The organism is Parahoeflea alexandrii, from assembly GCF_024105735.1.
In the GTDB taxonomy this organism is placed as follows: Bacteria; Pseudomonadota; Alphaproteobacteria; order Rhizobiales; family Rhizobiaceae; genus Hoeflea; species Hoeflea alexandrii.
Map to the genome: position 1 here is coordinate 1,800,568 of NZ_JAAAML010000001.1, position 18,458 is coordinate 1,819,025.

Annotated in this window: 22 protein-coding genes; 16 read left to right on the forward strand and 6 right to left on the reverse strand. The window is 60.9% G+C overall.

Going from position 1 to position 18,458, the window contains the following annotated elements:
- Nucleotides 1-3 precede the first annotated feature (3 nt).
- Complete coding sequence (gene uvrA, locus GTW23_RS08375; RefSeq protein ID WP_252915367.1) at nucleotides 4-2,925, reverse strand: excinuclease ABC subunit UvrA; 2,922 nt, start codon at nucleotides 2,923-2,925, stop codon at nucleotides 4-6.
- 409 nt (nucleotides 2,926-3,334) lie between these two features.
- Between uvrA and GTW23_RS08380 the strand changes: the two genes are divergently transcribed.
- The 3 genes from GTW23_RS08380 to GTW23_RS08390 all read left to right on the forward strand — a co-directional run bounded on the left by GTW23_RS08380 (nucleotide 3,335) and on the right by GTW23_RS08390 (nucleotide 4,786).
- Nucleotides 3,335-3,844: a single-stranded DNA-binding protein gene (locus GTW23_RS08380; RefSeq protein ID WP_152008692.1), complete on the forward strand. Its 510-nt coding sequence runs from the start codon at nucleotides 3,335-3,337 to the stop codon at nucleotides 3,842-3,844.
- A gap of 50 nt (nucleotides 3,845-3,894) precedes the next feature.
- Nucleotides 3,895-4,299 carry a cupin domain-containing protein gene (locus tag GTW23_RS08385; RefSeq protein WP_252915368.1) on the forward strand — a complete coding sequence of 135 codons (405 nt, stop codon included), beginning with the start codon at nucleotides 3,895-3,897 and terminating at the stop codon, nucleotides 4,297-4,299.
- A gap of 73 nt (nucleotides 4,300-4,372) precedes the next feature.
- On the forward strand, nucleotides 4,373-4,786 hold the full coding sequence (locus GTW23_RS08390; protein ID WP_252915369.1) for a VOC family protein: 414 nt from the start codon (nucleotides 4,373-4,375) through the stop codon (nucleotides 4,784-4,786).
- A gap of 864 nt (nucleotides 4,787-5,650) precedes the next feature.
- Here the strand turns inward: GTW23_RS08390 and GTW23_RS08395 are convergent.
- Entirely contained in the window at nucleotides 5,651-5,953 is a 303-nt protein-coding gene (locus tag GTW23_RS08395; RefSeq protein ID WP_252915370.1) for a DUF1905 domain-containing protein, read from the reverse strand.
- Nucleotides 5,954-5,968: 15 nt separating this feature from the next.
- Nucleotides 5,969-6,598 carry a MarC family protein gene (locus tag GTW23_RS08400; protein WP_152008696.1) on the reverse strand — a complete coding sequence of 210 codons (630 nt, stop codon included), beginning with the start codon at nucleotides 6,596-6,598 and terminating at the stop codon, nucleotides 5,969-5,971.
- Between the two features lie 196 nt (nucleotides 6,599-6,794).
- On the opposite strand from GTW23_RS08400, the gene gyrA reads away from it, so the two are divergent.
- From gyrA to GTW23_RS23475, 4 genes are all read left to right on the forward strand, one after another.
- Nucleotides 6,795-9,608, forward strand: a complete 2,814-nt coding sequence (gyrA, locus tag GTW23_RS08405; protein ID WP_252915371.1) for a DNA gyrase subunit A — start codon at nucleotides 6,795-6,797, stop codon at nucleotides 9,606-9,608.
- Nucleotides 9,609-9,806: 198 nt separating this feature from the next.
- A complete protein-coding gene (locus GTW23_RS08410; protein WP_252915372.1) occupies nucleotides 9,807-10,520 on the forward strand; it encodes a helix-turn-helix transcriptional regulator in 714 nt (237 codons plus the stop codon).
- Between the two features lie 85 nt (nucleotides 10,521-10,605).
- Nucleotides 10,606-10,737, forward strand: a complete 132-nt coding sequence (locus GTW23_RS23470; protein ID WP_324288470.1) for a VOC family protein — start codon at nucleotides 10,606-10,608, stop codon at nucleotides 10,735-10,737.
- 3 nt (nucleotides 10,738-10,740) lie between these two features.
- Nucleotides 10,741-10,977 (forward strand): VOC family protein, encoded by a 237-nt coding sequence (locus GTW23_RS23475; RefSeq protein WP_324288469.1) that lies wholly within the window; start codon nucleotides 10,741-10,743, stop codon nucleotides 10,975-10,977.
- A gap of 89 nt (nucleotides 10,978-11,066) precedes the next feature.
- Here GTW23_RS23475 and GTW23_RS23385 read toward each other — a convergent pair whose 3' ends face one another.
- Nucleotides 11,067-11,192, reverse strand: a complete 126-nt coding sequence (locus GTW23_RS23385; protein WP_267661544.1) for a hypothetical protein — start codon at nucleotides 11,190-11,192, stop codon at nucleotides 11,067-11,069.
- 118 nt (nucleotides 11,193-11,310) lie between these two features.
- On the reverse strand, nucleotides 11,311-12,222 hold the full coding sequence (locus GTW23_RS08420; RefSeq protein ID WP_252915373.1) for a transglutaminase-like domain-containing protein: 912 nt from the start codon (nucleotides 12,220-12,222) through the stop codon (nucleotides 11,311-11,313).
- A gap of 376 nt (nucleotides 12,223-12,598) precedes the next feature.
- On the opposite strand from GTW23_RS08420, the gene GTW23_RS08425 reads away from it, so the two are divergent.
- From GTW23_RS08425 to tgt, 8 genes are all read left to right on the forward strand, one after another.
- On the forward strand, nucleotides 12,599-12,811 hold the full coding sequence (locus tag GTW23_RS08425) for a hypothetical protein (RefSeq protein ID WP_252915374.1): 213 nt from the start codon (nucleotides 12,599-12,601) through the stop codon (nucleotides 12,809-12,811).
- A gap of 128 nt (nucleotides 12,812-12,939) precedes the next feature.
- Complete coding sequence (locus GTW23_RS23390) at nucleotides 12,940-13,065, forward strand: hypothetical protein (RefSeq protein ID WP_267662184.1); 126 nt, start codon at nucleotides 12,940-12,942, stop codon at nucleotides 13,063-13,065.
- Between the two features lie 34 nt (nucleotides 13,066-13,099).
- Nucleotides 13,100-13,360: a DUF1488 family protein gene (locus tag GTW23_RS08430; RefSeq protein WP_252915375.1), complete on the forward strand. Its 261-nt coding sequence runs from the start codon at nucleotides 13,100-13,102 to the stop codon at nucleotides 13,358-13,360.
- Between the two features lie 113 nt (nucleotides 13,361-13,473).
- Nucleotides 13,474-13,968 (forward strand): pantetheine-phosphate adenylyltransferase, encoded by a 495-nt coding sequence (coaD, locus tag GTW23_RS08435; protein ID WP_152008703.1) that lies wholly within the window; start codon nucleotides 13,474-13,476, stop codon nucleotides 13,966-13,968.
- A 177-nt stretch (nucleotides 13,969-14,145) separates the two neighbouring features.
- On the forward strand, nucleotides 14,146-14,709 hold the full coding sequence (locus GTW23_RS08440; RefSeq protein ID WP_152008704.1) for a peptidylprolyl isomerase: 564 nt from the start codon (nucleotides 14,146-14,148) through the stop codon (nucleotides 14,707-14,709).
- Between the two features lie 36 nt (nucleotides 14,710-14,745).
- Entirely contained in the window at nucleotides 14,746-15,261 is a 516-nt protein-coding gene (locus tag GTW23_RS08445) for a peptidylprolyl isomerase (RefSeq protein WP_252915376.1), read from the forward strand.
- Nucleotides 15,262-15,333: 72 nt separating this feature from the next.
- Nucleotides 15,334-16,410: a tRNA preQ1(34) S-adenosylmethionine ribosyltransferase-isomerase QueA gene (gene queA, locus GTW23_RS08450; protein WP_252915377.1), complete on the forward strand. Its 1,077-nt coding sequence runs from the start codon at nucleotides 15,334-15,336 to the stop codon at nucleotides 16,408-16,410.
- On the forward strand, nucleotides 16,407-17,543 hold the full coding sequence (gene tgt / locus GTW23_RS08455; RefSeq protein ID WP_252915378.1) for a tRNA guanosine(34) transglycosylase Tgt: 1,137 nt from the start codon (nucleotides 16,407-16,409) through the stop codon (nucleotides 17,541-17,543). Before queA ends, tgt begins: the two co-directional genes overlap by 4 nt.
- An 8-nt stretch (nucleotides 17,544-17,551) precedes the next feature.
- Here tgt and GTW23_RS08460 read toward each other — a convergent pair whose 3' ends face one another.
- Nucleotides 17,552-17,884: a hypothetical protein gene (locus tag GTW23_RS08460; protein WP_252915379.1), complete on the reverse strand. Its 333-nt coding sequence runs from the start codon at nucleotides 17,882-17,884 to the stop codon at nucleotides 17,552-17,554.
- 271 nt (nucleotides 17,885-18,155) lie between these two features.
- Here GTW23_RS08460 and GTW23_RS08465 point away from each other — a divergent pair, with 271 nt between their 5' ends.
- Nucleotides 18,156-18,413, forward strand: a complete 258-nt coding sequence (locus tag GTW23_RS08465) for a hypothetical protein (protein WP_152008709.1) — start codon at nucleotides 18,156-18,158, stop codon at nucleotides 18,411-18,413.
- The last annotated feature ends 45 nt before the right edge of the window (nucleotides 18,414-18,458 follow it).

Sequence of the window (18,458 nt, forward strand, 5' to 3'; positions counted from 1 at the left end):
CCCTCACTCCGCCGCTTCCACCCGTCTTCCGGGCCGGCGGTCCAGCAGTTCCTTGAGGAACTGGCCGGTGTAGCTGCGTTCGACCTTGACGATGTCTTCGGGCGTGCCTTCTGCAACGATCTCGCCGCCGCCGTCGCCGCCTTCGGGGCCGAGGTCGATCACCCAGTCGGCGGTCTTGATGACTTCGAGATTGTGCTCGATGACCACAACCGAATTGCCCTGGTCGACCAGTTCGTGCAGCACTTCAAGAAGCTTGGCGACATCGTGGAAGTGCAGGCCTGTCGTCGGTTCGTCGAGAATGTAAAGGGTGCGGCCGGTCGAGCGCTTGGACAGCTCCTTGGCGAGCTTCACCCGCTGGGCCTCGCCGCCCGACAGCGTTGTCGCCTGCTGGCCGACCTTGATATAGCCCAGGCCGACGCCCTGAAGCGCTTGCAGCTTGTCGCGCACGGCTGGGACAGCCGCAAAGAAGTCCACACCTTCCTCGACGGTCATGTCGAGCACGTCGGCGATCGACTTGCCCTTGAAAGTGACATCGAGGGTCTCGCGGTTGTAGCGCTTGCCGTGGCAGACGTCGCAGGTGACGTAGACGTCGGGCAGGAAGTGCATCTCGATCTTGATGACGCCGTCGCCCTGGCAGGCCTCGCAGCGGCCGCCCTTGACGTTGAACGAGAAGCGGCCGGGCTGATAGCCGCGCGCCTTGGCCTCGGGCAGGCCTGCGAACCAGTCGCGGATCGGCGTGAAGGCTCCGGTGTAGGTGGCCGGGTTGGAGCGCGGCGTGCGGCCGATCGGCGACTGATCGATGTCGATGACCTTGTCGATGTGTTCGAAACCGTCGATCCTGTCGTGGTCAGCCGGGTTCTCGCGCGCGCCCATGACCCTGCGTGCGGCGGCCTTGTAGAGTGTCTCAATCAGGAAGGTGGACTTGCCGCCACCCGAAACGCCGGTGACTGCGGTGAAGACGCCGAGCGGTACCGAGGCCGAGACATTCTTGAGATTGTTGCCGCGGGCGCCGATGACCTTGAGTTCTTTCTTCCTGGAGGACTTACGGCGCTGGGAGGGCACCTCGACCGCGAGTTCGCCAGAGAGATACTTGCCGGTGATCGAGCGCGGATTGGCCATGATGTCGCCAGGCGCGCCCTGGGCGATGATCTCGCCACCATGCACACCGGCATGCGGCCCGATATCGACCACGTAATCGGCGGTGAGGATTGCGTCCTCGTCATGTTCCACCACGATCACCGTGTTGCCGATGTCGCGCAGGTGTTTGAGCGTTTCCAGGAGCCGGGCATTGTCGCGCTGGTGCAGGCCGATGGAGGGCTCATCCAGCACATAGAGCACGCCGGTCAGTCCCGAGCCGATCTGCGAGGCGAGGCGGATGCGCTGGCTTTCGCCACCTGACAGCGAGCCGGAGTTGCGCGACAGCGTCAGGTAATCGAGGCCGACGTCATTGAGGAACTTCAGCCGGTCGCGGATTTCCTTGAGGATCCGCACGGCGATCTGGTTCTGCTGCTCGTTGAGCTGCGCCGGCAATTCATCGAACCAGTCCCCCGCGACGCGGATCGACAGCTCGGTGACCTCGCCGATGTGACAGCCATTGATCTTGACCGCGCGGGCCTCGGGCTTGAGCCGGTAGCCGTCACAGGCCGGGCAGGGCGCGTTTGACATGTAGCGCTCGATCTCCTCGCGCGCCCAGGCGCTGTCGGTTTCCTTCCAGCGGCGTTCCAGATTGGGAATGATGCCCTCGAAGGTCTTCGAGGTGGTGTAGGACCGGAGGCCGTCATCATACTTGAAGGAGATCTTCTCCTGGGTGCCGCGCAGGATGGCATTCTGCCCCTTGGCGGGAAGGTCGTTCCAGCGGTCTGACAGCTTGAAGCCAAAATGCTTGCCCAGGGCTTCCAGTGTCTGGGTGTAATAGGGTGAACTTGACTTGGCCCAGGGCGCGATAGCGCCACCGCGCAGGGTCAGGTTCTGCTCGGGGACAATCAGCGCCTCGTCAATGGTCTTCTGGGTGCCCAGGCCATCGCAGGTCGGGCAGGCGCCGTGCGGATTGTTGAAGGAAAACAGCCTTGGCTCGATCTCGGAAATGGTGAAACCGGATACCGGGCAGGCGAATTTCTCCGAAAAGAGCACGCGCTCGTGGGTCTCATTCAATGACTTGTTGGCCGAGCCGCCGGCCGAGGTTTCGGCGTCCGGCAGCGGCTTGTCGGCAAATTCGGCGATCGCCAGGCCTTCGGCAAGCCGAAGGCAGGTCTCGAGGCTGTCGGCAAGTCGCGCGGCGATGTCGGGGCGCACGACGATGCGGTCGACGACGATGTCGATGTCGTGCTTGTATTTCTTGTCGAGCGGCGGCGCATCCGCGATCTCGTAATACTGGCCGTCGACCTTGACCCGCTGAAAGCCCTTTTTCATGAAGTCGGCGAGTTCCTTGCGGTATTCACCCTTGCGCCCGCGCACCACCGGAGCAAGGATGTAGAGCCTTGTGCCTTCCTCCAGTGCCAGAACCCGGTCCACCATCTGGCTGACCGTCTGGCTTTCGATCGGCAGGCCGGTTGCCGGCGAATAGGGCACGCCGACGCGGGCAAACAGCAGCCGCATGTAGTCGTAGATCTCGGTCACGGTTCCCACGGTCGAGCGCGGGTTGCGGCTGGTGGTCTTCTGCTCAATGGAGATGGCCGGCGACAACCCGTCGATCTGGTCGACATCGGGCTTCTGCATCATCTCGAGGAACTGGCGCGCGTAGGCCGAAAGGCTCTCGACATAGCGACGCTGGCCTTCGGCGTAGATGGTGTCGAAGGCCAGCGACGACTTGCCCGATCCGGACAGTCCCGTCATCACGATCAGGCTGTTACGGGGGAGGTCGAGATCGACATTCTTGAGATTGTGCTCGCGGGCCCCGCGAATGGTGATGGATTTCAGTTCAGTCATGTCGCCGCCGATTTGCCGTGGAGTGTCCGGCGCATTTTGCAAAACGCGCATGGATCGCTCAATTGCCTGTAGGTCTCGCCGGGTGGAATGCACCGTTGAGACATCTGATCCGCATTTCGCAAAATGCCTTGCCCCTGCGCAACACTGGAGATCAAAGATGGTTCCGGGGCAGACCAGATCCATACATAAGCACCTCGGAGGTAATGTCGAGACACCTGACCGGTTGTTGCCTGTGCGAAAGCCGAATCTCTTGACAGAAACTGACACAAGCAATAGAACAAATAAAGAACAAAAAAGGCTTGTGGATTGTCATCACCCGAGTGACGGGCAGAGGGGCGATCCTGTAAGGTAAAAAACGATTTGGACGGGGCGGCGCAAGGCCGCCTGAAGTGTTGGAAGGTGAAGTATCATGGCGGGTAGCGTCAACAAGGTCATTCTCGTCGGCAATCTGGGCGCGGACCCGGAAATCCGGCGCACCCAGGACGGTCGTCCGATCGCCAACCTGTCGGTGGCGACGTCTGAGAGCTGGCGCGACAAGAACTCGGGCGAACGTCGCGAGAAGACGGAATGGCACCGTGTGGTGATCTTCAATGAAGGCCTTTGCAAGATCGCAGAGAATTATCTCAAGAAAGGCTCGAAGGTTTATCTCGAAGGCCAGCTGCAGACCCGCAAGTGGCAGGATCAGTCCGGTCAGGACAAGTACTCGACGGAAGTCGTGCTGCAGGGCTTCAACGGCAACCTGACGATGCTGGACGGTCGCAATGAAGGCGGTGGCGGCGGCGGCGGCCGTGGCGGCGATTATGGCGGCGGCGGTGACTTCGGCGGCGGGCCGTCCGGCGGCGATCGCGGCGGTTCCAGCGGCGGATTTGGCGGCGGCGGCGGCTCGTCGCGCGATCTGGACGACGATATTCCGTTCTGAGCCATTGCGGCGGGCGTGTGCGTTTCCATTCTGCAGTGGAGCGATGATTCATGACGTCTGAGAGCGACGTACTCGAACTTGGGCCAGGTCAGGGCCGCGCCTACTCGCTGGGCCGGATGCGGGCGGTGTTCAAGGCCGACCATGATGAGAGCGGCAGCCGTTATGCCGTGTCGGAATGGTGGCTGCAGCCGCACTGCGCCGGGCCTGGCGCGCACTTGCACGAAGCCAATGAGGAGCTCTTCTATGTGCTTGAAGGCACGGCGAGCATTCTTGTCGGTGACACATGGCGCACGCTCTCAAAGGGAAGCTTTCTGCGCATTCCGGCGGGCACCATGCATGACTTCGAAAACCGGACTGATGCACCCGTCGGTCTGCTCAATATCTTCATGCCGGGTGGGTTCGAGCAGTTCATGCCATCGATCGTAAAATGGTTCGAGGACAATCCGCAGGACTAGGAAGCGGCGTTTGCTGGAAGCGCGTCCTTTCGGATCCGCAAGATCAGGCAGCCGTTCGGAACAGGAGACCGGGATGCGCCAATCCATCACCCATGTTGCGCTGGTCGTTCGCGACTATGATGAAGCCATCGCGTTCTATTGCGGCGTGCTCGGGTTCGATCTTCTTGAAGACACATACCAGCCCGAACAGGACAAGCGCTGGGTGGTGGTCCGTCCCAAGGGCGGGCAGGGCACATCGATCGTTCTGGCGCGGGCATCGAAGCCGGAACAGGAGCCGTTTGTTGGCGACCAGACCGGCGGCCGGGTGTTCATGTTTCTCAACACCGATGATTTCTGGCGCGATTACAATCGCTTGATCGCTGAAGGCGTCACGTTCATCCGCGAGCCGAAGACCGAAGATTACGGCACGGTTGCCGTGTTCCAGGATCTCTATGGCAATCTGTGGGATCTACTGCAACTGACCGATGGGCATCCGGCTGCTGCCTGACCGTACCTGATTGCAGTCGACAGTTGCCGCAGGGATTTGCCGGACACATGTGGAGGTGAACTCCAGTGTCCCGCGCCCCACCGGTGAGAAGCCGTGCTCGTGACAAGAGTGGTTGTGCCGCGATTCGGGGTTTGCCTCACGTCGCGTTTCAAATCCGCGCTTGACGTGGAAGCCGAGCGGTACGGCACTCGCCACTTAGTACGGTACTTTGAAATCACGCGGCCACGCCATGTCTTAAAGAGTATGCTTGAAATTATCTACTATATTCATGTACGCGTAGGCATCCATGATTATTCTTCTGACGATGCTACCGTGTACATCCCACCATTTGTGATCGATGAAGTCTTCACTATCAAGGCAAAGCCTTCCCAACGAGTAGTTCGTTGTTGAGATTGCATGTTCCGAAATCACCGGATCGTCCAGAAGCAGTTCTACCAACCGCGAAACCACATTTTCATGCTTGGTATCTGACATCGCTAATATGACCACGACCGCTTTTGAAGTGTTCCCGCTGGAACGAACTGTCCTCAGGAAACCCATGTTTAGGGTGGATTTTTAGATCAGATATCTATCATAAAGTAAATTATATATGTTTTCGCGCGTAAATAAATCTTGGCTGCCGCGGGGCGACTTTAGTCCAAGGCCGGTATCAATTGACAACAGGCCAGCGCATCACGATCGCGCTTGCCGAGGCGGATGCGCTGGAGCTGCAACCAGTCATCCGCAGCAGGTCGGGACCTGCCAATCCTGCCGGTGTCAAAAGCGTCGCTTTCTTTGCTCATGACAACCCGTATGGCGCAGGGGGGCGGCAACTGACTGTCGAGCCTGAAGAAGAGCCGCGGCGCATTCATTGGGCATGAATGATCAGCCCATCATCAGTTCGACGCTGACGCGGTCGCCGGTGGTGATGGCGCGAGCCCGGCGCACTTCAGCCTTGAGCGGAAGGAAGTAGCACCCCGTTGCCTTGTCCGGAAACAGCGATGTCGCCCAGCGGCTTTCGCCTATGCAGGCCCGGACCCTGATTGAGCCGAAACCGTTTGTCCTGCCGGCAAGGAATCGGATCCGGCGGGAGATTTCTGCCGGTACGGTGACGAAGTGCCATGACGCCTTGGTCGCGCTGTGGAGCCAGAGTTCCGCGTCGAATGCAAACGTCTGTTCGGTGTCCACCGGCCTGTCCTCCGATCACACCGTGACGAAGGCCTGCTTGATGCCGTCGACGACAAATTGCACCGACAGCGCAGCGAGCACGACGCCGAGCAGGCGGGTCAGGATCGTGCGGCCGGTGTCGCCGAGAAACCGGTCTATGCGGTCGGCAATCACCAGGAAAGCGAACAGCACCAGCGATGCGGCTATGATGACACCGATCAGCCCGGCGCGCTCGACCGGCTGATAAAATGAACCCGCGAGCAGGATGACCGCGGAGATGGCGCCCGGCCCCGCAATCAGCGGGATGGCCAGCGGGAACACCGCGACATTGGAAATGTGGTCCTTGGTGATTGCCCGCTCGGCGCTCTTTTCCTGACGTTCATGGCGCTTTTCGAAAATCATCTCGAAGGCAATCCAGAAGAGCAGCAATCCGCCGGCGATCCTGAAGGCACCCAGCGAGATGCCAAGGATGTTGAGAATGCTGGCGCCGGCGATGGCAAAGACAGCCAGGATGCCGGCAGCCGTCACCGTGCCGCGCATGGCGACCTGCAGACGCTGACTGCGGGTCATCCCCGTCGTCAGGCCCAGAAAGATCGCGGCAAGTCCTGGTGGGTCGAACATCACGATGATCGTGACGAAGGCGTTTATGATCAATTCGACATTCATGGCTTACCCCCGCTGGCCCGGCAAAAAAGCCCTTCCCAAGGACTTACGACACGGGCGGCGGGTTCGAAACCCCCTTGGCGGGTCACAACGGTGGAGAAACTGCCTTCAAGCGCTGAATCCGGGTGCGAAAATTGGCGACAGCAGTGGCTTTCGGCTATAACGCACAAATGATTCCATCCAATTGTCGTGGACCGCTTTGACAGACCAAAACACACCCGCCGGACCGATAACGCCAGGCATCGAGCCGGTTTCGATCATCGAGGAAATGCAGCGTTCCTATCTCGATTACGCCATGAGCGTGATCGTCAGCCGGGCGTTGCCGGATGTGCGCGACGGCCTCAAGCCCGTACACCGCCGGATCCTCTATGCCATGCATGAGGGCGGTTACCACTGGAACCGCAAATATGTGAAATCGTCGCGCATCGTCGGTGACGTGATGGGTAAATACCACCCGCACGGCGACCAGTCGATCTATGACGCCATGGTGCGCATGGCCCAGCACTGGTCGATGGGGGCGATGCTTGTCGACGGGCAGGGCAATTTCGGCTCGATCGACGGCGACCCTCCGGCGGCGATGCGGTACACGGAATCGCGGCTGGCGAAGCTCTCTCACGAGATGCTGGAAGATATTGACAAGGAAACCGTGGACTTCCAGGAGACCTATGATTCCTCCGGATCCGAACCGAAGGTGGTGCCAGCGCGCTTCCCTAACCTCCTGGTCAACGGCGCAGGCGGCATTGCCGTCGGCATGGCGACCAACATCCCGCCGCACAATCTGATCGAAGTGATCAATGGCTGCATGGCGATCATGGACAATCCGGCGATCGACCTGATCGAGCTGATGCAGATCATCCCTGGCCCGGATTTCCCGACCTCGGGCATCATTCTCGGCCAGGCCGGCATCCGCCAGGCGTTCGAAACCGGCCGCGGCTCGGTGATGATGCGCGGCAAGGTTCACGTCGAGCCGATGCGCAACGACCGCGAAGCGATCATCATTACCGAGGTTCCCTACCAGGTGAACAAGGCGACGATGATCGAGAAGATGGCCGAGTTGGTGCGCGACAAGCGCATCGAGGGCATCTCCGACCTGCGCGACGAGTCCGACCGCCAGGGCTACCGGGTTGTCATCGAGCTCAAGCGCGATGCGGTTGCCGACGTGATCATCAACCAGCTCTACCGCTATACGCCGCTGCAGACCTCGTTCGGGGTCAACATGGTGGCGCTTAACGGCGGCAAGCCGGAACTGATGACGCTCATCGACATGCTCAAGGCGTTCGTCTCGTTCCGCGAGGACGTGATCACGCGGCGGACCAAGTACCTGCTGCGCAAGGCGCGCGAGCGGGCCCACGTGCTGGTTGGCCTCGCCATCGCGGTTGCCAATATCGACGAAGTCATTGCACTGATCCGCAATGCGCCCGATCCTGCGACCGCGCGCGAGCAATTGATGACCCGGCGCTGGCCGGCGATGGATGTCGAGGCGCTGATCCGGCTGATTGACGATCCGCGTCACCGCATCAATGATGACGGCACCTACAATCTGTCGGAAGAACAGGCGCGCGCCATCCTGGAACTGCGGCTTGCCCGCCTGACCGCGCTTGGCCGTGATGAAATCGGTGACGAACTCAACAAGATCGGCGAGGAGATCAAGGATTTCCTAGAGATCCTCGGCTCGCGGGTTCGCGTCCAGGAGATCGTCAAGGCTGAACTGATCGCCGTGCGCGATGAATTCGGCGTGCCGCGGCGCACCGTGATCGCCGAGGGCGGTCCGGACATGGACGACGAAGACCTGATTGCACGCGAGGACATGGTGGTGACCGTGTCTCATGCGGGCTACATCAAGCGGGTGCCGCTTGCCACCTACCGGGCGCAGCGCCGCGGCGGCAAGGGCCGCTCGGGCATGTCGACACGGGACGAGGATTTCGTCACGCGCCTGTTCGTCGCCAATACCCACACGCCGGTGCTGTTCTTCTCCTCGCGTGGCATCGTCTACAAGGAGAAGGTCTGGCGTCTGCCGATCGGCACGCCGACCTCGAAGGGCAAGGCGCTGATCAACATGCTGCCCTTGGAAAAGGGCGAGCGGATCACCTCGATCATGCCGCTGCCAGAGGACGAGGACAGCTGGGCCAATCTCGACGTGATGTTCGCCACCACGCGCGGCACGGTCAGGCGCAACAAGCTTTCCGATTTCGTTCAGGTCAATAGAAACGGCAAGATCGCGATGAAGCTCGACGACGAGGGTGACGCCATCCTCAATGTCGAGACATGCAACGAATTCGACGACGTGCTGCTGACCACGGCGTTGGGCCAGTGCATCCGCTTCCGCGTCGATGATGTGCGCGTCTTCGCCGGCCGCAATTCGATCGGTGTTCGCGGCATGAATCTGGGGGCGGACGATCACCTGATCTCGATGACCATCGTGCATCATGTCGATGCAGAGGCCGCCGAACGCGCCGCCTATCTCAAGCGCGCCATGGCCGAACGCCGGGCCGCAACCGGTGAAGAGGTCGAGGATGTCGGACTGGTGGGCGAGGAGGCCGGCGAGATCGGCGAACTCTCCAATGACCGCTACGAGGAACTCAAAGCCCGCGAGCAGTTCATCCTGACGGTCTCGGAAAAGGGATACGGAAAGCGGTCGTCGAGCTACGAGTTCCGCATTTCGGGCCGTGGCGGCAAGGGCATTCGCGCAACCGATACCTCCAAGACCGGCGAGATCGGCCCGTTGATCGCCGCCTTCCCGGTGGAGGACGGCGACCAGATCATGATGGTCTCCAATGGCGGCCAGGTGATCAGGGTTCCGGTCGGCGGCATCCGTATGGCCGGTCGCGCCACCAAGGGCGTGACCATCTTTTCGACCGCCAAGGACGAGCGCGTGGTCTCGGTCGACCGGATCAGCGAACCGGAGGCAGAGGACGAACTGGACGAAGTCGTCGAAGCGGCAACGGCGGTTCTCGGGATCGACCCGGATTCCGGTGCCGGCGAACCGGGAGCCGACGAGGGTCCGCAGGACTGACGGCGTATCAACGAGAGAGACTGAAGGAGGCCGGGATGAATGTCCCGGCCTTTTTTGTGAGGGCAACTGGTTCGACAACCAGTTGGACATTGGCTCGTCTCGTTTGGTGTCGGTTCATTTTGTGCTAGGGCAGTTGCACAGCTCGACCCATGCAGTCCTGGCCGGGCCCGTGTGTCCCGCACCAGATGGAGCCTCAATGTGTCCCGCGCCGCGCGCCTTCTTGAATTGTTGCAAGCTTTCCGGCGTTACAAGCGCCCGGTCAGTGGAGCCGCACTGGCGGGCGAGCTCGGCGTTTCGCTCAGAACCATCTACCGCGATATCGAGACCCTGAAGGCGCAAGGGGCGGCGATCGACGGGGAGGCGGGTGTGGGTTTCGTGCTCAAGCCTGGTTTCATGCTGCCGCCGTTGATGTTCTCCGAAGATGAGATCGAAGCGCTGGTGCTCGGGTCGCGCTGGGTGGCGGAACGGACCGACCAGCCGCTCGGCCAGGCGGCGCGCAATGCGCTGGTCAAAATCGCGGCTGTGCTGCCGCCCGATCTCAAGGCGGGGCTTGACGAGTCCACATTGATGGTGGGGCCTGGTGCGTCTCTTGCCGCCGGGGAAAGCGAATTGCCGGTGATACGTGATGCGATCCGGCGGCAACGCAAGCTGACAATCTCCTATGCCGATGTGAACGGGAACTGCACCGACAGGGTGATCTGGCCGGTCGCGCTGGCATTCTTTGACCAGGCCCGCGTGATCGTTGCGTGGTGCGAACTGCGCAATGATTTCCGGCATTTTCGGGCCGACCGGATCCTTGGCCTGAATGTCGAGGCAATCGGCTACCCGCAGCGGCGTGCGGTTCTGATGAAGCAATGGCAGGAGAAGGTTGGGTTGCATCTGCGCAAACGGCGCGATGGGAGCGATGTTTAATGCTGACAAATAGTGACAGCACAGATTTGTAGTCTCCGTTCATGACCACACGGTCATGGATTTCAAAAAATGACGGAGAGACAAGATGCTGAATTTCGATTTCGTGCTTTTGCATGTGGCCGACCCGCTGGTGAGCGCCGACTTCTATTCCGGACTGCTCGGCAAGCCTGTGGTGGAATCCAGTCCCGGTTTTGCCATGTTGCCGCTCAACGACTAGGTCATGCTCGGGCTGTGGCTGGCTTCCGATGCTGCGCCCGGTGGTGGTGGCAGGCCGGGCGCCAGCGAGATTTCCTTTGATGTTGCCGATGGCGCCGCACTCAGTGAGATCCACGCTGACTGGACCGGAAAGGGGCTGCCGATCCTGATCGAGCCCGTTGAAATGCCATTCGGCCAAACTTTCGTCGCGGCAGATCCGGATGGCCACAGAATCAGGGTCGTCGCCGGCGTGAAATCCTGACCGGTACACCCGGGTTAAGTAAAAAGCCCGGCTCACGGTTGGTATCGCGAGCCGGGCCGGAAGAGGCCGGAGGTGGGAGCCGCAGAAGTCTAGTGATTTCGGGGCCAGACCGGATCGGCGGTCTTGCCGGGGATTTCCTGGCGCAGGGCGCCAAGAACCAGGCCGCTGAAAAGTGCGACGATCATCAGGGCAAGCAAGGCGAGCGCTACAGTCATCACGGTTGTCCTTTCGTCACACCAAACTCTGATGCAGACACCATGACAAAATGTGAATGAACCCAAGCTGAATGGAAACATGACTAATGATTGGTAAGGCTCGCGGCCTTGTGGAACCTCAGAAAAGATGAACCGCGCCGGGCATCGCCAGGCCGAAGTCGGGCCCGCCAGAACGTGGCGGCGGTAGTGTTTCCATCATCGACAGGATGTCGTTGTCGCTTGTGCCGTCATCTATCTGGGTGGTCCAGACCCGGAACGACGCCAGTTCATAGCCGCCAAAAGAGGTGATCATCGCCACGTCGGAGGCGTCGCTACCGCGGACCATCAGGATCCTGCCGATGCGGGGCACATTGTATCTTGCGTCCACAGTGTGCCACTCGCCACCGAGAAAGACCTCGAACCACGCGCAAAAGTCGTCAAATCCGGTATCGGGAACGCCGATATCGCCAAGATATCCACTGGCATAGCGTGCCGGAATGTTCATCGCCCGGCAAAGGCTGACGCCGAGATGGGCGAAGTCCCGGCAGACGCCGGACTTCTCCTCCAGAACGTCGCGCGCGGTCTTGTCGGGCCGGCCGAACTTGTAGCCGAAGGTGACGTGGTTGTGCACGAAGGTCGAGATGGCCTGTACCCGCGGCCAGCCTTCCCGCGTGGCGCCGAAAGTGGCCCAGGCAAAATTGCTCAGGCTGTCTGAATCGCAATAGCGGCTTGCGGTGAGGAAGGTCAGCGTGTCATCGGGAAGGTCCTCAATCCGGTGCTGGATGGCGTAGTCCGGTTGATTGTCGGGCTCGCCGACAATTTCGGTTGCGCAATCGGACCAGAATGTTGTTCTTCCCTGGTCGGCAACAGCGCGCGAGATGCGATTGCCGTAGCGGTCCACGTAAGAGCGGATGGGCGTGACGCCGGTGGAACGCACATAATCCTGCCCGATCAGGCGACCCTGGAATTCCGTGTGGGTTGAGAGCGCCAACAGCATCGGGACCGGTGCGGGACAGTCGACAATGATTTCAAACCCGAACCTGATCAGCATCTGGACACCTCATGTTGTGAACCGATGAAACGCCCGCCGCTCCACTTGGTTCCAAAGCCGGTTTCGGGTATTCGAACCCGGCCGGGCGCCAGACAAAGCGCAATCCAGTATGGCACGGTGCGATGCGATTGGCCCGGTTCTTTTCGCTGCTGCAAAATATCAACCCACGGTCGGCCGCGTCCGGGGCCGGTATCGAGTTTCGCCTTTGAGAAACCGCAATAGAGGCGTATGAGTGGGGAGTAATACCTCAAGCGTCGCGTGGTATCGCCCGGAACGGGCCTAAAGCCTCATCGCTTGCATCTTGTCTTTGAATTGGAAATTGCCGCTCGGTGCGCAGCAGCGCTGCGCCGGGTGCAGACAGTATTGGATAATCACAATGGCCAAGAACATATTCACCAAGGGGCAGCGGGTCACGCTTCAATCACGCGTTGGGCTCTCGCCGCGCACACCGATGGATTTCACCGTGCTGATGCGGTTGCCAGACAATCAGGGCAAGGCGCAGTACCGGATTCGCAATGAAGAGCATGGGCACGAGCGCGTAGAACAAGGCAGCAACCTTGAACTCCTGGCTTCGGTTAGCAGTCACTGACGCCATTCGTGCTCGCCGGGTTTGCCGGCGACGGCGAGGGGAAACCATATTGCGTTGCATCGCTGGACCAGGCCAATCCCGGCCATCCTGCGGCAGCGCCGAACAGGACAGTCATGGCCAAGGGTCAGATGAGATCGAGCAAGGAAATCCGCAAACCGAAGAAGGACAAGGCGGCCGCACAATCCGCCACAGTGCCCGGTTCGGCAGTCAAGCAGCTGGAAACCAACCCTTTCCAGAAGAAAGCCAAGAAATGAGGAGCGCGCGATCCGGGCGGTGCGGTGGCGTGCAATGATCGGATTTCCCAATTCGATGCGCAGTTTTGACGAGGACGCAGGGACAATCCGCTTTTCCGGTTACGACGGCGTTATGGAGGTCCGGTTTCTTCTCGAAGCGCCGGCACTTGAAAGACTGGCAGGGCTGACCCGTTCACCGGACACTGCCTATCTCGATGCGTTTGACCGGTACCGGAAGCAGATCGAAACCGCCGCAATCCGTTCCTACGGTAAGAAGCGTGCCTCGCTTGTACGCCTGTCGTTCGCGGACTTCTGACGGAACGGCAAGGTTTTTCCAGAAGATTCCATGCTGATCAGTGCGATCAGAGCGATCATGGCTTGATGCGTTCCGGCCGCCATGACAAAAGGCCTCGCAAAGAGGGTTTTGTCATGCGGACAGCATTTTATCCCGGATCATTCGATCCCATGACCAATGGCCATATTCATGTGCTCGAGCAGTCGCTGGCCTTGTGCGACCGGCTGGTGGTTGGCATCGGCGTGCATCCCGGAAAGACCCCGATGTTTTCCTTCGATGAACGAGCCGCGATGATCGCAGAGGCGCTGAAGACGGATTTTCCGGCACGGGCCGCTGACGTCGAGGTCGTGTCCTTTCAGGGGCTTGTTGTCGAGGCCGCAAAGCAGGCAGGCGCCACCGTGCTTGTCCGGGGTTTGCGCGACGGTACCGATCTCGACTACGAAATGCAGATGGCCGGCATGAACCGGGCGATGGCGCCGGGGATCACGACGGTGTTTGCTCCGGCCTATCCCGAATCCCGCCACATCACCGCCACGCTTGTCCGGCAGATCGCCAAGATGGGCGGGGATGTCACGCCGTTTGTTCCGATGGTCGTGCAAAAAGCGCTTGCGGCTCGGCATTCGGGTTGAACGGCAGCATTCCTGCATCATATCAGGGTGCTGCGGCAGGTTTTGCGGGTCCAGTCGGACGTGCGGCGCTTGAGCAGCCAGTTTCGCCGCGGCGTTGCCAATCCCGCGGCGGTATGTCAAACGATTGCCGCCGGGTGCATGAACCGCCACCCGGCTGCCGCTTTACCGGGAGCTCCCATGCGTTCTTCACGTCTTCTTATTGCCGCGACCCTGGCCCTTGGCCTGGTCTCAACCTCCATCGCAGCAGCTGCTGAGAAACTGACAATCACGCTAGCCAGCGGTGACGTGGTCATCGAACTCGCCGATGACGTGGCGCCGCAGCACGCCGCGCGTCTGAAGGCTCTGGCCGATGCCGGTGAATATGACAACGTCGCCTTCCACCGTGTGATCGATGGTTTCATGGCCCAGACCGGCGATGTCGAATTCGGTGACATGCAAGACGGTTTTGTGCCCAACCGGGCCGGGATGGGTGGGTCGTCGCAGCCGGATCTCAACGCCGAGTTCTCCGACACGCCGTTCGAGCGCGGGACGGTCGGCATGGCCCGTTCGCAGAGCCCGAACTCCGCCAACTCGCAATTCTTCATCATGTTTGCGCCGGCGCCGCATCTGAACGGCGAATACACGGTTGTGGGCAAGGTGATCGAGGGCATGGAACTGGTCGATCAGATCAAGCGCGGCGCACCCGGCTCCGGCGCGGTCCAGGATCCCGACCGCATGATCAAGGTCCGCTCAGGCGGCTGAAATCAAACGATATTCATTCAACACAGGAGAGACCCCATGGCGGAGATCAAGGATCCCGAAAACACACTCATCTTGGAAACCACGCAAGGCCAGGTGACCATCGAACTGCTGCCCGATCTGGCGCCGGGACATGTTGCCCGCATCAAGGAACTGGCCCGCGAGGGCGCCTATGATGGTGTCGTGTTCCACCGGGTGATCGAAGGCTTCATGGCGCAGACCGGCGACGTCAAGTTCGGCAAGAGCGACGGCAAGTCGTTCGATCCGCGCCGCGCCGGCATGGGTGGTTCGGACAAGCCGGACCTGAAGGCCGAATTCTCCAACATGAACCATTCCCGCGGCACCTGCTCGATGGCACGCGCGCAGGATCCGAATTCGGCCAATTCGCAGTTCTTCATCTGCTTTGATGATGCTGGCTTCCTCAACCGCCAGTACACGGTCTGGGGCCAGGTCACGTCCGGCATGGACAATGTCGACAAGATCAAGCGCGGCGAGCCGGTTGTCGATCCCGACAAGATCGTTTCGATGAAGGTCGCGGCAGACGTCAAAGCATAAGCAACATCATTCACGCGGGATTGGCCGGAGAGATGTCCGCCAATTCCGCGTGTTGATTCTCGGGATACGCCGGTGCGGGTAGACCTTTTCGATTTCGACCTTCCTGACGAAAGCATTGCGCTGAGGCCTGCGAACCCGCGCGACAGCGCACGGCTGTTGTGTGTCGGAAAGGGTGGTGGGCTTGACGACAGGATCGTCCGCGATCTGGCCGACCTGCTCGAACCGGGCGACGCGCTGGTGTTCAACGATACCCGCGTCATACCTGCGCAACTTGAGGGTTTTCGGTTTCGCGAGGAAAATCAGGTTCGGGTTTCGGCGACGCTGCATATGCGATCGGGCCCCGATCGCTGGAAAGCCTTTGTCCGACCCGGCAAGCGGATCAAACAGGGCGACAGGCTTTGCTTTGGCGGAGATGGTCAGACCTGCCTTCAAGGAGTGCTTGATGCGACTGCCGGCGAGCGCGGCGAGGGGGGCGAAATCGAACTGATCTTCGATCTTTCCGGCCCGGCACTGGATGAAGCGGTGATGGCGACCGGCCACATTCCGTTGCCGCCCTACATAGCGTCCAAACGCGGCGAGGATGACCGGGACCGCAAGGACTACCAGACAATTTACGCCCGTGAGGATGGTGCGGTTGCCGCGCCAACCGCCGGGCTGCATTTCACACCGGATCTGTTCGACAGGCTGGATGCGCGCGGCATTGAGCGTCACTTCGTCACCCTGCATGTCGGCGCCGGCACCTTCCTTCCGGTCAAGGCGGACGACACCACCGAGCACAAGATGCACTCCGAAATCGGTCATGTCAGTGCCGAGACGGCCGATGCACTCAATGCGGTGCACGCACGCGGAGGACGGATCGTCTCGGTGGGCACCACCTCGCTCAGGCTGCTGGAAAGCGCTGCGAATGAGGACGGCACGATAAAGGCTTGGTCGGGCCCGACCGACATCTTCATCACGCCCGGCTATGCCTTTAGTGCCGTGGACGTGTTGATGACAAACTTCCACCTGCCGCGTTCGACGCTGTTCATGCTGGTGTCTGCATTCTCGGGACTTGAGACCATGCGGAATGCCTATCGTCATGCCATCGACACCGGTTACCGGTTCTATTCCTACGGCGATTCGAGCCTGTTGTTCCGGAGCGATCTGTGACCACCGACATTTTCCAGTTCAAGCTTCTCGCCACCGACGGCAAGGCCAGGCGCGGCGAAATCTCGATGCCGCGCGGCACGATCCGGACGCCTGCCTTCATGCCGGTCGGCACCGGCGGGACGGTCAAGGCAATGTACATGGACCAGGTGCGTGATCTTGGCGCCGACATCATACTGGGCAACACCTATCACCTGATGCTCAGGCCCGGCGCCGAACGCATGGCGCGGCTCGGCGGGCTGCACAATTTCGCCCGCTGGGAGCGCCCGATCCTGACCGATTCAGGCGGTTTTCAGGTGATGTCGCTCTCAGCCTTGCGCAAGATCAGCGAGCAGGGGGTCACCTTCCAGTCGCATATTGACGGATCGCGCCACGAGATGAGCCCGGAGCGTTCAATCGAGATCCAGGGACTGCTCGGATCCGACATCCAGATGCAACTGGATGAATGCGTGCGACTGCCCGCCAGCGAGACCGAGATCGAGCGCGCCATGGAAATGTCGCTGCGCTGGGCCGAGCGCTGCCGCGTGGCCTTCGGCGATCAGCCGGGCAAGGCGATGTTCGGGATCGTTCAGGGCGGAGACATTCCGAAGCTGCGCGAACGTTCGGCGCAGGGCCTCTCCGGACTTGATCTGAAGGGCTATGCGGTGGGTGGCCTCGCCGTCGGCGAACCGCAGGATGTCATGCTCGACATGCTCGACGTCACCTGTCCGCTGCTTCCGGCGGCGAAACCGCGGTACCTCATGGGCGTCGGTACACCCGACGACATGCTCAAGTCGGTCGGCCGCGGCATAGACATGTTCGACTGCGTGATGCCGACCCGTGCCGGCCGCCACGGGCTGGCGTTCACCCGCCACGGCAAGATCAACCTGAAGAACGCCCGGCACGCCGAGGATCACCGGCCGCTGGACGAGGAAAGTTCATGCCCGGCCGCGCGCGACTATTCCCGCGCCTACCTGCACCACTTGGTCCGCTCAAACGAAATTCTCGGCATGATGCTGATCACGTGGAACAATCTGAGCTATTATCAGGACCTGATGGCCGGCATCCGCGCCTCGATCGAAGCGCAGAAGTTCGAGGCGTTCTCTGCCGAGACTCAGGAGCGCTGGGCAAGCGGCGATATCGCGCCGCTCGGCTAGAGAGGATTTCAGGCCGCGTCGAGCGTCTGTTCGCAATGCGAGGGACCGCCGTTTGTGCCGGGCCGGTCTGACAGAGCCCTGATCCTCCTGATCTGATAGTCCTTGCCGACCGAGAGTTCGACAAGGCAGGACTTGCCCCGTGAAAAGCCGCCGCGCCAGATGTAGGTGGATGTACCGCCAGCCCCGGCCGTATCGGACACCGGAGGCCCGTAGGCGGCGAAGAAAGCACCGGCCGACTTGCCGTTCCAGCGTGCTTCAAGCGGGTTTGACGCCACCCCAGCGGTTGTGCAGGCTGAAAGGGCAGCGGCGAAGACTGCCAGAAGTGCAAGCCGGAATCGCATGGTCGACATATCCTTGAACGCGGGTGAACCTTTGCGCGGCCGGATCGTCCGCCGCGCTCTCTCATAGCGGATTCGCTGCCCGGGGAAAATCGTTTGTCTGGGCGAGTGATGCGACAAAAGTTGCGGTAGATAGGCCCACCCGGGCGCGACGGGATCGGCCGGTGCCGTCATGGCAACCGATCTCGCCCTCGCTTGACCGGAAAATTCTTCGGGCGCACTATCAAGTGGGGAGATCGGGATCTCCGCACTGCATCAGATCGAGGACAAAGCTATGAATGTTGTGAAAGTGGCTATCGTTATCGCTGCAGCCGCCACATTGGCCGCCTGCACGACAACCGAGAAAACCGCGAGCGGAGCGGGCATCGGCGCAGCCGTCGGCGCGATTGCCTCAAACAGTGTGGGTGGAGCCGTTGCCGGCGCTCTCATTGGCGGGTTCGGTACCTACCTGTTCGAAACGGCTGACGGCAAATGCCAGTACCGCAATTCCAGAGGCAAGATTTACACCACGCGCTGCCACTGGCGGCGATAGCAGGATGTGAGCTTGCTGGGCTTGGTCATGAACACGGCAACTGCC